13 protein-coding genes are annotated in these 12,913 nt (G+C 37.2%); 4 read left to right on the top strand and 9 right to left on the bottom strand.

The genetic code is table 11. The annotated features are described in order from the left end of the window. Positions 1-35 precede the first annotated feature (35 nt). The 3 genes from ACY651_RS03110 to ACY651_RS03120 are packed head-to-tail and all read right to left on the bottom strand — an operon-like array spanning position 36 to position 3,428. The gene (locus ACY651_RS03110; RefSeq protein WP_462249616.1) at positions 36-1,505 is read right to left on the bottom strand and encodes a tail fiber domain-containing protein; all 1,470 of its coding nucleotides are present in this window, start codon (positions 1,503-1,505) and stop codon (positions 36-38) included. Positions 1,506-1,561: 56 nt separating this feature from the next. Further along, complete coding sequence (locus tag ACY651_RS03115) at positions 1,562-2,824, bottom strand: hypothetical protein (RefSeq protein WP_462249618.1); 1,263 nt, start codon at positions 2,822-2,824, stop codon at positions 1,562-1,564. A gap of 10 nt (positions 2,825-2,834) precedes the next feature. Continuing rightward, a complete protein-coding gene (locus tag ACY651_RS03120) occupies positions 2,835-3,428 on the bottom strand; it encodes a hypothetical protein (protein WP_462249620.1) in 594 nt (197 codons plus the stop codon). A gap of 146 nt (positions 3,429-3,574) precedes the next feature. Here ACY651_RS03120 and ACY651_RS03125 point away from each other — a divergent pair, with 146 nt between their 5' ends. Beyond that, on the top strand, positions 3,575-3,667 hold the full coding sequence (locus tag ACY651_RS03125; protein WP_462249622.1) for an SDR family NAD(P)-dependent oxidoreductase: 93 nt from the start codon (positions 3,575-3,577) through the stop codon (positions 3,665-3,667). 162 nt (positions 3,668-3,829) lie between these two features. On the opposite strand, the gene ACY651_RS03130 is transcribed toward ACY651_RS03125, so the two are convergent. After that, positions 3,830-5,041, bottom strand: a complete 1,212-nt coding sequence (locus ACY651_RS03130) for a hypothetical protein (protein WP_462249624.1) — start codon at positions 5,039-5,041, stop codon at positions 3,830-3,832. Positions 5,042-5,317: 276 nt separating this feature from the next. Between ACY651_RS03130 and ACY651_RS03135 the strand changes: the two genes are divergently transcribed. Next, on the top strand, positions 5,318-6,025 hold the full coding sequence (locus tag ACY651_RS03135; protein ID WP_462249626.1) for an SDR family oxidoreductase: 708 nt from the start codon (positions 5,318-5,320) through the stop codon (positions 6,023-6,025). A gap of 168 nt (positions 6,026-6,193) precedes the next feature. Further along, on the top strand, positions 6,194-8,095 hold the full coding sequence (locus ACY651_RS03140) for a BatD family protein (RefSeq protein ID WP_462249628.1): 1,902 nt from the start codon (positions 6,194-6,196) through the stop codon (positions 8,093-8,095). Here ACY651_RS03140 and ACY651_RS03145 read toward each other — a convergent pair. From ACY651_RS03145 to ACY651_RS03165, 5 genes are all read right to left on the bottom strand, one after another. Further along, entirely contained in the window at positions 8,092-8,796 is a 705-nt protein-coding gene (locus ACY651_RS03145) for a response regulator transcription factor (RefSeq protein ID WP_462249630.1), read from the bottom strand. The two genes, ACY651_RS03140 and ACY651_RS03145, sit on opposite strands and share 4 nt — an antisense overlap. A 4-nt stretch (positions 8,797-8,800) precedes the next feature. Beyond that, positions 8,801-9,787 (bottom strand): sensor histidine kinase, encoded by a 987-nt coding sequence (locus ACY651_RS03150; RefSeq protein WP_462249632.1) that lies wholly within the window; start codon positions 9,785-9,787, stop codon positions 8,801-8,803. A gap of 105 nt (positions 9,788-9,892) precedes the next feature. Then, on the bottom strand, positions 9,893-10,771 hold the full coding sequence (locus ACY651_RS03155; RefSeq protein ID WP_462249634.1) for an NAD kinase: 879 nt from the start codon (positions 10,769-10,771) through the stop codon (positions 9,893-9,895). An 87-nt stretch (positions 10,772-10,858) separates the two neighbouring features. Beyond that, positions 10,859-12,310, bottom strand: coding sequence for a POTRA domain-containing protein (locus tag ACY651_RS03160; protein WP_462249636.1), 1,452 nt, complete (start codon positions 12,308-12,310; stop codon positions 10,859-10,861). Between the two features lie 72 nt (positions 12,311-12,382). Next, the gene (locus tag ACY651_RS03165; protein ID WP_462249638.1) at positions 12,383-12,646 is read right to left on the bottom strand and encodes a hypothetical protein; all 264 of its coding nucleotides are present in this window, start codon (positions 12,644-12,646) and stop codon (positions 12,383-12,385) included. A gap of 108 nt (positions 12,647-12,754) precedes the next feature. Here ACY651_RS03165 and ACY651_RS03170 point away from each other — a divergent pair. Beyond that, the coding region (locus ACY651_RS03170) for a hypothetical protein (protein ID WP_462249640.1) at positions 12,755-12,913 on the top strand (159 nt) is incomplete at its 3' end.

Here is a 12,913-nt window from a genome sequence, read left to right on the forward strand (position 1 = left end):
AAGCCGGGAAAAGAAGCAGCAATTTTTTTGATTGTTTATAAATTTTCTTTTTTTGTTCCAGTCAAAGCATCCAATTGTTTTTTTAATAGCAGCAGCATTTTTTTTAACTCTGCATTTTCTTTTTCCAACTGTTCAATCTTTTGTGTTCTTTTCTCCAACGCCTGTATGGCAACAAAACTCACCCCGGCAAAATCTGCTGAGTTAATGGTAGTGTCATTTCCGATACTGCCATATTCATCTTTTCCAAAAGCGGCAAAAAAATCCTGCGCCATGGGGCCATAGTGGCGGAAGGTTTTTGGGTTTTGTGTTTTATAATTCCAACTGGTGAGATTTAGGTTGCTTATCTTCTTTAAAAAATCTTCTCCGTTTATTGCTGCAAAATTTTCTTTTGTGTGTACACTACTACCTGTTGTCCAGGCATTATCGCCGGCAAATAATGTGCAGCCGGTAGCTAAATTGGCACTTGTAAACAATTTGTATCCTCCGGCAAATCTTGCACGGAAATTATTTGCATTAGCCGAATTCATCACAGTGGTGGTAGAATTATCTCCTATCACAAAACTCCCTTCAAAATTATTAGTGGAAACATATTTGCCCATTGCAGTAGAATTATCTCCACTGGCGGTCGCTATGTATCCCATAGCTACTGAATAATCACCACTGGCGTTTGTTAGGTATCCCATCGCAGTTGAAGAATTTCCGCCGGCGTTTGTTGAGTTTCCCATTGCAGTTGAAAAATTTCCGCTGGCAATTGAGTTATCTCCCATTGCAGTTGAAGAATTTCCGCTGGCAACTGTATTATCTCCCATTGCAGTTGAAGCATATTTGCTGGCATTTGTTGAGCGTCCCATCGCAGTAGAATAATTTCCCCGTGCAGCACTATTTGTCAAACCACTTCTGAAAGAACCATTCTTGGTGTCAAAAAATAATGCATTGCCCGTGGCACCTGATACATCGGGTAGTGAGGCGCTGTTATCATACAATCTTTTGAATAATAGTGAAAAACCAATGCCTGTATTAGCATCAGCATTGCTTTTAAAAATTATATGTAAGTAAGGAGAATTGAACACCCATTTACCAGAGGTGCTATAACCATTGCCAAGAGCCAACAGGTTATCAGTTGAAAAAGAAAATTGTTTTATTATTAAAGAATCACCTGTGCCGAGCCCTATTGTTTCGGCAGTTATTTCAATACCTATACAAGAAGCAGGTGCTATATCTGCAAAAGCAATCAAATTGGCATTATAGTTACCTGCCGGCCCCCCGGGGTCGTAAATGCGGCCGGTGGAGTCGCCTGCAAGAAAGGAGATAGTGCTGGCATTCACCAGGGTCTTTGTTTGCACTACAGATGGTTGAGTATTGGTTGCTATAGTTGGTGTTGTTACCAGCAGGTTGCCCTGCACCTGCAGTTTGTTAAACGGTTCGGCGGTGCCAATACCTACGTTTTGTGCCATCGCCATTTTATGTGCGGCAATAAACAGCAGCAGGGTAAATATTTTTTTCATAACTAATTTTTTATTTTTCCTAAACAATTTTATCACCTGGTAACCGCAATTAAAAATTACATCTTGTAAATAATAAAACTAAAACTTGCATCTGTAGCTGCATAAGTGGGCAGGTTGGTGATATAAGAGAATGACCTGGTTTCGCCGAAACAATTGCAACTGATATTTTCATAATTCACATCAAACTCCCGTACATATACCGTTATTGTATTATTGCTGTTAATGGTACAAAGAACGTTTGCTGCAAATGATTCGCCACCGAAGTTTTGTTTTTTATAAGGCGTTATTAAAATAGTATAATTATCCTGGTTGGCATACAGGTTGGTTTCGTTGGGCAGTGTGATAACATAATTGCCTACAGCGGTTTTAGTAACGGTAAAATTATTGGTACCTCCAAGTTTATTACCATCGAACAAAACTTTACCATAGCACAGCGGCAAAATATCTGAAGTACCTGTTATGCCATTTCGGGTTAGCTCTCCTGTTGTTAAAAAATTAAAAGTGCCTGTGCCCGAGCCTACCTGCATACCACCACCACCATTTTGCAAAGTTAGTTTTGCAACTGCCCCATTATTGCGTTGTTGTATTTCGTTATCATCAATACCAATATTTCTGTTATTGGTATTTCCTATTTGTATAAAACCGCCTGCAGTATTGGTAACATCTGTGCCGCCGGCAATATGAAGTTTAGTGTCGGGGTTAGTAAGGCCAATGCCTACATTACCGCTGCTGTCTATCCGCATCCGCTCTACAGGTTCGGCTATATAGCTGCAATTAGAAAATAACAGGTGCTGGCTGCTGTTTCCACCAGCCAATGACGTAATAGCAGAAGCAGGGGCAGCATTGCCAAAAAAATTATAGTTAGAGCTGGAGAGTAATAATGTGGTTTTAGTGCCTGCTGCATTGGTGGGATTTCGGAGCCGCATGGTATAGCCATCTACGGCATCGTTTGTATGAACATCCATCGGAAATTTTGGTACAGTGGTTCTAATGCCAACGTTGGTATTGGGTCTTGCATATACTTCGTTAGCGGTTTGTTTCCAGGAATTTTTTGCTGTATCTACCAGTTCTATCCAGTTAGTATTTCCTTTAAACCAAAATGAACCCGTGGTATTATCAAAAACCAGCAAGCCGGAAGGTGCAGGAGAAATGGCATCACGCTGTGCAGTAGTCATCCGTGGTATAAGCATGCCTTTTGTATTGCTTTGAACATCTAAAGCAGCACCTGCGTTTGGTGTGTTGGTGCCAATGCCTACCGATTGTGCAGTTATGCAGTGGTGGCTTGTAAATAAAAGGAGTAAGGTTATTATTTTTTTCATTTTATATTTTTTATTTCGCTGATCTGCATTGCCATCTTTGAGCAGATTCGGGTTTAGTTTGCTTGGTTAATACCACTTGTGTAGGAGAATAATTAAAACCGGGAGGAGAAGTAGAAATATAGTAGCCGGGTTTATCTACACTTTCTATTGCTACAGTTCTTACATCATTTACTCTCGGCATTTCATGAATAAAAAATTTGTAGCCATCGCCACCCGGGTCTGCCGTTTCGCTGCCGGATGAAGTGGTACCCAGGTGCACTTCCTGCCCGTTGCTGCTAAGCCCGGCAAACAACCAGCGTTTTCGCTGTCTTTCAAATTGTATGGTATAACAAAGTTTGTTGGTAAATTCTGTTTTGGATTCTGCCACATTAAATTCGCAGAATCTGTCAAGCGTTAATTGCTTAAGAGAATAAGTTTTAAGTATCTCTGAGCGTTTCATATTATTGCCTGCCAGCTCCAGGTGTACATATTTGTCTGCAGAAGCATCAGCTGTAAAAATCCATTGATGAGGATACGGTACTTCCAGTAATGCAGGATTAGTATTATTTTTTTTACAGGAAAGAAAAACAAAGAAGAGTAATGAAATGATTGCTATTTTTTTCATGATAATTATTTTAAAAACTGCTGTATAAAATGAAACACAGAATTACAATTAATAAACCTGCAGATAGAAAACAGGTTATCCAACGGTAAAATGGATTTAGGGAATGGTTGGTTTTGATTTAGATTTACAGCAGTAAATTTTTAATTATGAACGTAGTAATTACCGGTGCTTCTAAAGGAATAGGCAAAGCCATTGCAAAATTTTTTGCTGCTAACGGGTACAGTCTTTTTTATGTATAGAATGTAATGAGAGATTAAGTGATTCTGTGAGTCTTGTTTTTATGTGATACATTAAAAGTAAGCCAGCGGCAGAGCAGTTTTTTCATCAGAGAGGTTACTGATTGATGTTTTTTGCCGATACTTTACTCTAATTTCAGCATCCGTTTGTTGTTATTAATCCTGCTAATTTTTGTAAATCAAGAAACTAAACCCGGCGTTCCTTGCCCTTTCATTGGGCATGGTAGTGATATAAGAGGCCAGCGAATAATCACATGGAACGCCACAAGATTCTACAATTGACTTATTGATATATGGAACATGAAATTCTGATGTGAAAACAAGAAAGCTATTAGCATTATCAATTTGAGCACTTATATACACACCGGTACCACCTACCGGGGTAACAAGGATTGTAAACTGACTTTCTTCCACCAGCATATTATTTTCATTAAGCACCGTAACCCTGTAACGGCCATCTGCCTCTTTTATGGAGGTAAAAAAAGTACCACTTTGTCTTACACCGGTGTTGCTTACTTTTCCGTAAGCCACCGGCAGCAGGTTTGCTGTGCCTGTTACTGCAGGCTGTTGCAGCTTGCCATCTGTTGTAAATCTGTAAGTACCCTCGCCGTTGCCAATTTCTGTTTCGCCACCATCAGCTTGCAGAAACAACTTTGCAGAGGCTCCATTGTTCCTCGACATTATCTCATTATTATCTATCACCAGGTTGGGCCCGGAAGTATTACCCATTAACATGTAACCGTTGCTGGCAAGAGACGCATCCTGCCCGCCCAGTATATGCAGTTTAGTTGCGGGGCTTGCTGTTCCAATTCCGACAGAACTCCCTACATGAACTATACCTTCATTGTTAAAGCACATCACTACATCACCGGAATCATTTTGCAGGTACAAATCTGCTTTGCGTCCATTATTTCTTGCCATAATTTCATTGGGATCAATTACCAAATTACTACTGTTGGCAAGGCCAAACATGGCAAACCCATTTTGGTTGGCACCAAAGCCTGCATCCTGCTCGCCGCTAACATGTAACCTAGTAAGCGGCGAAGGATTGTTAATACCCAAGCCTTCATTTTTTAGGTAAGCGGCGGTTCCGCCAGTTCCCCAAAATGAATAATTGAGAAAACTGTTGTAGCCGAAAGAAGCACTTTGTGTAACAGCTGATAACTGATTATAAAAAAATATTGTACTATTATCACTGGTAGTTCCGCTGTACATACTAATACTGGAATTACCAGTAAGTCCTATTGGGTCAACACGGACTATCCCTTTTACATGCAGCCGCTGTAATGGAGTGATTGTACCAATACCTACGTTTTGGGCAAGCAATACACTATGCAGTGCAGACAATAGGCAAGTAAAGATGATGAGTTTTTTCATTGTTGTATATTTTACAGTTGTGTACTATTTTTTTCATTCAGTTCAACTATTTTCTTTTTTCAACAGCTCATTTTTTTTGCATTTTCTGATGTATTGCACAAAATTAAAAAGCAGCATATTTGAATACTATTTTTAATTTATAGTAAATTTTGATACATAATTAGTATAGATAAGGTGTAATGCCGTATCTGGTTATCCAACGGCAAAAACCAATTATGCAACGGAGGTTTGTTGTGAGATAGCCGAAGTGTAGTAGATTTGTTTAAACTGCTAAATATGAATATAGTCATTACCGGAGCATCTAAAGGAATAGGCAAAGCCATTGCAAAAATTTTTGCTTCTAATGGCCATAATCTTTTTTTATGCAGCCGCAACGAAGTGGCTTTGTATAAAACAATGGAAGAGTTGCAAACACAATTTGCTGCAATAGAAATTAAAGCAAAAGCTTTTGATTTAAGTAAGCAGGCAAAAGATTTTGGAAAATGGATTAACAGTTTAGGCGTTACAGTGGATGTATTGGTAAACAATGCCGGTTTGTTTGAGCCGGGCAGTGTATATAACGAACCCGAAGGTGTATTGGAAAATCAAATTGAAACGAATTTATACAGCGCTTATCATCTTACCAGAACATTATTACCAGGTATGATGGAAAACCCTTCGACAAGCTCAGGACGACATATTTTCAATATTTGTTCCATCGCATCTTTACAGGCTTATAAAAACGGCGGCGCTTACAGCATCAGTAAATTTGCCATGGATGGCTTTAGTAAAAATTTAAGGGAAGAGATGAAAGAGTACGGGATAAAAGTTACCGCCGTTTATCCCGGTGCTGTACTAACGGATGCCTGGGGTAATTTTGATAACAGCAAAAACCGCATAATGGAAGCTGATGATGTTGCTCAAATGATTTATGCAGCATCGCAATTAAGTACCGGTGCCTGTGTGGAAGAAATTGTACTGCGGCCACAACTTGGAGATTTATAAATACAAAAGTGCCCGCAGATTACGCAGATGCCGCAGAAAAAAAATATTTCAATCAGCGATATCTGCGTAATCTGCGGCCAAAATAACTATTAACAGTTTTTTAAAGCCATTCATCTTATTGTATAAGCAACATAAGTTTTATATCAGCTAAATTTGTATCCTTTACTTATGCAATCATTTTTACAAAAAATAATTTTATTCTTATTAATAATTGCCAGCCAGTTTGCATTGGCGCAGGTAAAGTTTTCTGCCAGTGTCTCATCTCCTCAAATAAGTAAAAACGAATTTGTACAATTAAGGTTAACTGTTGAAAATGCAAAAGAAGTGGAGCAGATAACCCCGCCTTCGTTCAAAAATTTTAGTGTAGTTAGTGGCCCTAATCAGGAGAGTGGCATGACGATGGTTAACGGCGATGTAAAACACTACATTTCTTTAAACTATGTGCTTAAACCGAAAGCTCCGGGAAAATTCAGCATTGCACCGGCAACAGCAAAAGCAGATGGAAAAGAATTAAAAAGCAATGCAGTAACGGTGCAGGTTACCAATTCACTTGCGTCAAATAACTCCGGCGGTAATAATTTTAATTCGCCATTTGCAGGAGTTAATCCTTTTGAAGATATAGTTCCGGAAAATCCTTTTAAAGATAATATTTTACGCAAAGGTGAAAGTGCTGCTGAAAAAGTGAGTAAGAATATGTTTATAAAATTAGAGTTAGACAAAACATCCTGTTTTATTGGCGAACCTGTTATTGCAACCTATAAATTATACACCCGTTTAAAAAGCGAAAGTAACCTGGTTAAGAATCCATCTTTCAACGGATTTTCGGTAATTGATTTACAAATGCCGGATAATATAAGTTACAAAAAAGAAAAAGTAAATGGCAGGGAGTACAATGTTTATATCATTCGCAGGGCACAATTATATCCTTTGCAGGCAGGTAACCTGGAGCTGGAAAGTGCCGAAATAGAAAACAATGTCTACTTTATTAAAGAAGATTATGCTAACCGGCAAAGTGATTTAATGAATGATATGATGAGAGAATTTGCAGAAGCCAGTATGCCGCCGGAAGCTATGGAAAACCATAAAGTAACCTTGCAAAGTAAACCTGCATCGGTAATGGTAAAGCCACTGCCCGATGTAAATGTGCCTGCAAGTTTTAAAGGAGCAGTAGGAAATTTTGCAATAGAAGCCATGCTGGAAAAAAATAATTTTACTACAGACGATGCAGGCAAATTAAAAATAATAGTAAGCGGTGCCGGAAATTTGCAATTGGTAAATGCTCCCGAAGTACAATGGCCGCAGGGCTTTGAAGCGTTTGAACCTTCCACAGCCGATGATTTTATAAAAACATCCGTGCCAGTAAGCGGCAGAAAAATAATTGATTATTCTTTTACAGTTGCAGAGCCGGGTACTTACACTTTACCGCCAATAAAGTTTAGTTATTTTAATGCAAAAGAAGGAAAGTATAAAACAGATTCCACTAAACCTATTTCATTTACTGTAACAAAAGGAACAGGAAAAACAGTAAAGCCTTTGGTTGCAGAAAATAAAAAAGCAGACAATAATTTTTTAAATAAATTTATAAGTAACAGGAGATGGGTGGTTAGTACAGTAGCTGTTTTAATTTTATGCGGTTTAATTTTTTGGTTAAAAAAAGATAAGAAGAAAGAGATAATAATAAAAAATAAAATTAAACAGCAGGAAGAAAAAAGAGAGGAGGAACAAAAAATTGCAGCGGTTATTGAATTGCACCAAAAAGACTGGTTGCAAAAAGCAGGCGAATTATTGCACAATGAAAACAGCACCGCATTTTATAACGAACTGAATTATGCATTAAAAAGTTACCTGGCTAAAAAATTGCAATTACCTGTAGAAACGATAAATAAAAAAAATATAACTGAGCAGTTGGATAAAAAAAATATTGCCGTTACAACTTCTGTTCAGTTGCAGCAAATTATGAACGATATTGAACTGCAGTTATACAGCCCTTTTGCAGATAAGGAAAAAATGCAGGAATTGTATGATAGTACGGACGGGATTATTCAATTGCTGGATACGTATAAAAGCTAAGTTTCTGTAAATTTATAACCAATGCCCCTTACCGAATGAAAATGTTTGGGGTTACGGCTGTCTTCTTCAAAGTACTTTCTGAAATTTAAAATAAAATTATCAATAGTTCTGGTGGTGGGATAAACATTGTAGCCCCAAACTGATTGTAAAATTTTTTCACGGGTTACTACTTCGTTTTTATTTTCGATAAGCAGTTTTAAAAGCATCGCCTCTTTTTTAGTAAGGCTGATCTTTTTATTATTTTGTACTTCGCATTCCAATGCTTTAAAATCAATACTGTTGCTGCCGAATTTATATACTTCGGGTAAAGGTTCCCTTGCATTAAGGCGTTCGCTTTTAGAAATGAGTTTACTTACCCTGAGTAATAACTCTTCTAAATTAAAAGGTTTGGTAAGATAATCGTCAGCACCTTTTTTTAATCCTAAAATTCTGTCGGCACTGCTGTTTTTGGCACTTAGTATTAAAATGGGAATATCATTATTTTGCAGGCGTATAGTTTCACAAACGGTAATGCCATCTATTTCCGGCAGCATTACATCTAAAATAATCAGGTTAAAAAATTCCTGCTGCACAATTTTTAATGCTTCGGCACCATCAAATACACCGGTTACATCATAGCCTTCCAGTTCTAGATTTAACTTTAAAGCTTCCTGCAGATTTTCCTCATCCTCTACCAGCAGTATTGTAAATTTTTTACTCAATGGTTTAATTTTTTTGTTCGGAAGAATGTAATGTAACAGTAAAAATACAACCGCTTGGTGTATTGTTGATAACTGTTATTTCACCATTGTGGTTTTGTATAATTTTTTTGGTAAGATAAAGCCCCAGTCCGGTACCTTTTGCACCTTTGGTTGCTGCATTGCCTGTTCTGTAAAATTTATCAAAAACTTTTTTCTTTTCTTCATCTGCAATTCCTTTGCCTTCATCTTTTACCTGTAATGTAATATTGTTTTTTTCTTGTTTTAGTAACACTTCAATTGGGGTTTCTTTTGCAGAATATTTGATGGCATTATCAATAAGATTATTTACTGCCATTTGTAATAACAGTGTATCGCCATTTAAAAAAATATCTTCAATTACCAATGATGAAATGTTGCGCTGCGGAAAACGTACAGTAAAATCCTGTACACATTCCTTTACCAGTTGGCTAAAATTTATTTCTTCGGTACTTATTCTAAAATTACTGGCTTCTATTTGAGAGGAGAGCAGCATGTTATTGCACAACGAATTTAAACGGTTGGCTTCCTGAAGTGTGGTTTGTATTAAGCGTTGCTGCTGCTGCTCATCCAATTTTCTTTTTTGTAAAGTTTCTAAATTTAATTTGGCTACTGCAATGGGGGTTTTTAATTCATGCGTAAGCGCCATCATAAAATTTTGCTGCTCCTGGCTAAAATGTAATTGTTGTTTTACTGCCCGGTAAACAAATGCCGCACCTGCAACTATCAATAATAAAAAAGTAAAACCTTCGCCAATATATTGTGCTGTTTTACTTTTTTCATCTTCCTGAATTTTGTTTACTATCTGTGTATAGCCAGGCTGATCTTTATTTAATTGCTGCAGTTCAAAAATGGTCATTTGTTTATTTTGCTGATTTAATGCAATAAACCACCACACTAATGCAGCAATAATATACACCAGTAAAAACCAGTAAATTAAAAAGATATAGCGAATTTTTTTTGTTTTGCTGTGCATGATAAAAGATGAACAAAGGTATGTAGTTGAAGAGTGCGACGCAGCGATGCTGCCATGAAAATATAAAGCCGGTTACAACAATATTTATTTTTGAAAAAAATAAAATTAATTCCTCACATCCAGACCCCAGCTTAATTTATTCCGCAGCGTTTGTAAAAAATTATTTTCGTTAAGGCGTATAAGGTTAATGCCAAAATCTTCTTTGCGTACTGCAATCTGAATTTCTTTGGTTACAATTTCTCTTCGGCTGTCGAGGGTACATAAAAAACCATCGGTTCTGCCTTCTACTTCAAAACTAATTACAGTGTCATCGGGCACCACAATAGGGCGTATGTTTAAATTGTGGGGTGCCACCGGCGTAATAACAAAACTGCCGCTATCCGGAAAAACTACGGGACCATTACAGCTTAGCGAATAACCCGTAGAACCGGTTGGTGTGGCAACAATTAATCCATCGGCCCAGTAAGTGTTTAAAAATTCTCCATTTAAATAAGTATGAATTTTTATCATTGAACTGGAATCTTTTTTCAATAATGTAAATTCATTTAAGGCATAAGGTATATCACCAAACAGCGGGATGTTGGCATCTAAATGTATCAGCGTTCTTTTATCAATTACATAAGTGCGGTTAACCAATGCTTCTACCGCAGTTTGTAATTCGCCTTTGCCAATGGTGGCTAAAAACCCAAGCCTGCCATAATTGATGCCTAAAACCGGTGTGCCTTTATCACGTACCAAAGTAACGGTGTCCAATAATGTTCCATCGCCGCCAAGGCTTATCATACAATCAATACTATCGTCTAAATCGGCTGATGAATTAAAGGTGGAATATTTTGTTTTAAAATCTACCGCTGAATAAAATTTATTAAAAAAATCCTGGTAAAAAACTGGTTCTACATCATGCTGAATTAATTCTTTTAATAAAAGATTAATTTCCTGGTGCTGATTTTGCTCTAACCCCCTGCTGTAAATTGCTATTTTCATCCGCTTGTTTTATTATTTGTATAACAAGAAAAAAGTTTTGCGTCATTTTTTCAATGACTTAATGACAAATGACTACTGACCTTTATTTTAAAATCCTGATTGTGTATGTAAAAATAACCCCTTTTGGTTTAACTGGTTAAAACTGTATTCGAGCCGCAGGTTTATATCGTAAAATGTGAGGATATCAATACCAAAACCACCTGTATATAAAAGTTTATTGTTAAGGTTGCTTACAAATTCTTTTTTATTAAAAGCATAACCTAAATCGGCATAGGTTTTTGCAAAAATGGTGAATGGAATGTATGGTACCGATTTTATTTTAAAGGGCAAAGGAATTTTAAATGCTGCTACTTTATATTTTAAGGTAGATTTTATTAATGCGGTAGCCACCCCATCAATTACTAAATACTCCTGCCCACGTAAATAACTGTCGCCATAACCCAGGCCACGCTGATTAATGTATGCCTGTTGAAAGGGCAATCTTATTTTACCATTTAGTTGTATGGTGCTGTACCATTTTTTGCCCAGATCGTAATATTTATTAAGGCCAGCCTCAACAGTTAGTGCATTAATGCCTCCTGTAAAACCCAATCCTCTTTTTGAAATGCTTATAGATGCCGTTTTGCCTTTTGTAGCATACAGCACATTGTTTACATTAACATGCTGGTAAGTATAATATACTTCAAAAATATTTGCAGCAGTTTTATTGTTATTAAAATAATTGGGGTTGTTTTTGGGTAAAACAATACTATCGCTTACCGTTATCCGGGAAAAACTGGCATTAAAACTGTGCTTGTTAAAAAAGCCTTTACGTAAACTGTAGCCAGCGTTAATATTAAAATTGCTCCCGACAAATTTACTTCTGAGCGAATCGAAACGGTAAAATAAAAGCTTATTATTAAAATCGGTTTTATAAGGAATTTCTTTTTTTTGAGAGTAGCCTGCACCCACTACAAAACCTTCTGTTAATTTAGCATTGCTGTAAGGGGCGTTATAACTAAAAGAAAAATCACGGCTGAAACCTGTTAGTAAAAAGATACGCAGCTGATCTCTTCGGCCCGTTAAATTATAATGCACAAATTTTAAACCGTAGTTTACCCTTTTTAAACTGGCGTTGTAAGTTTTGATCCATTCATTAAAATTTCTGTCCACAGGTTTAAACTGCGGCACCGGGTAAATATACCAGCGTTCTTTAACATCTACAGTCACCACCATATCAAAGGCAGAAAGTATTACTGTTTCGAATTTTACTTCGCTGAATAAGGTGGTATTGTACACCTGCTGCCTGGCTTGCTCCAGCTGCTGGTTAATGGTTGATATTACAAGTGAGTCGCCTTTTTGAAACTGTATTTCACGAAGTATAATATATTCTTTTGTTCTTTTATTGCCTTTAACAACAATATTTTTTATGTAAAGTTTGGCTGAAGAATCCGGTAAAGGTTGTAAAGCATTGCTTAAAAGAATATTATTTTGGCCAACAGCAACTGACGAACTGAAAAATAAACAAATGCAGTAAAATATTTTTTTGTGGCCAGGCATTCGTTACTTCATAATAATAGAAAATAAAAATAAGTGATATTACTGAGATTGAACAGGCAGGGATGTTAAAAACTAAATATCAAGGTAGTTCATTAAATGGCGGTAGTTGGTATGGATTTCGTTTTCAAAATTTTCGTTACCAAAATAATAGATTACATCGTAATCATATCTTTCAAAAGTGGCAACAATTGATGCTATTTCTTTTTTATTGATATGAATAGAAACGGTTAGCATGCCTGTTTCGGGGTGTACAGTTGTGTTCAGGTGTAAAATAGTAGCATCATTACTTTCTACAATGCGGCTAATTTCTGAAATAGCAAACTGGCTGCGTTCCATTTCTAAAACAACAATGCCGCCAATTTCGTTGGTGCCGGCAAAATTGCCCAGCGTTTTTAATAAGTCTGGAGTAGTTATTGCGCCAATTAATTCATTCTCTTCATTAACATGCTGCGCAACGTCGGCATCGACCCGCAGGCCTGGCTGGCGCAGCCAGTCTTCAACGACGGCATTGCACGCGTGGTGCAACGCATGTTGACAGCGGCTGACGAGCTTTACACACGGGCCGAACAAGGCATCGCAGCGCTGCCGCGCGATTGCCGGCCT

The organism is Ferruginibacter sp. (assembly GCF_031391665.1).
GTDB lineage: Bacteria > Bacteroidota > Bacteroidia > Chitinophagales > Chitinophagaceae > Ferruginibacter.

What these genes read in the sequence shown, in the direction of transcription:
- ACY651_RS03160 (WP_462249636.1), bottom strand. Translation starts at nt 12,310, where the DNA reads ATGCCTGGCCACAAAAAAATATTTTACTGCATTTGTTTATTTTTCAGT.
- ACY651_RS03130 (WP_462249624.1), bottom strand. Translation starts at nt 5,041, where the DNA reads ATGAAAAAACTCATCATCTTTACTTGCCTATTGTCTGCACTGCATAGT.
- ACY651_RS03150 (WP_462249632.1), bottom strand. Translation starts at nt 9,787, where the DNA reads ATGCACAGCAAAACAAAAAAAATTCGCTATATCTTTTTAATTTACTGG.
- ACY651_RS03135 (WP_462249626.1), top strand. Translation starts at nt 5,318, where the DNA reads ATGAATATAGTCATTACCGGAGCATCTAAAGGAATAGGCAAAGCCATT.
- ACY651_RS03125 (WP_462249622.1), top strand. Translation starts at nt 3,575, where the DNA reads ATGAACGTAGTAATTACCGGTGCTTCTAAAGGAATAGGCAAAGCCATT.
- ACY651_RS03115 (WP_462249618.1), bottom strand. Translation starts at nt 2,824, where the DNA reads ATGAAAAAAATAATAACCTTACTCCTTTTATTTACAAGCCACCACTGC.
- ACY651_RS03120 (WP_462249620.1), bottom strand. Translation starts at nt 3,428, where the DNA reads ATGAAAAAAATAGCAATCATTTCATTACTCTTCTTTGTTTTTCTTTCC.
- ACY651_RS03140 (WP_462249628.1), top strand. Translation starts at nt 6,194, where the DNA reads ATGCAATCATTTTTACAAAAAATAATTTTATTCTTATTAATAATTGCC.
- ACY651_RS03110 (WP_462249616.1), bottom strand. Translation starts at nt 1,505, where the DNA reads ATGAAAAAAATATTTACCCTGCTGCTGTTTATTGCCGCACATAAAATG.
- ACY651_RS03165 (WP_462249638.1), bottom strand. Translation starts at nt 12,646, where the DNA reads ATGGAACGCAGCCAGTTTGCTATTTCAGAAATTAGCCGCATTGTAGAA.
- ACY651_RS03155 (WP_462249634.1), bottom strand. Translation starts at nt 10,771, where the DNA reads ATGAAAATAGCAATTTACAGCAGGGGGTTAGAGCAAAATCAGCACCAG.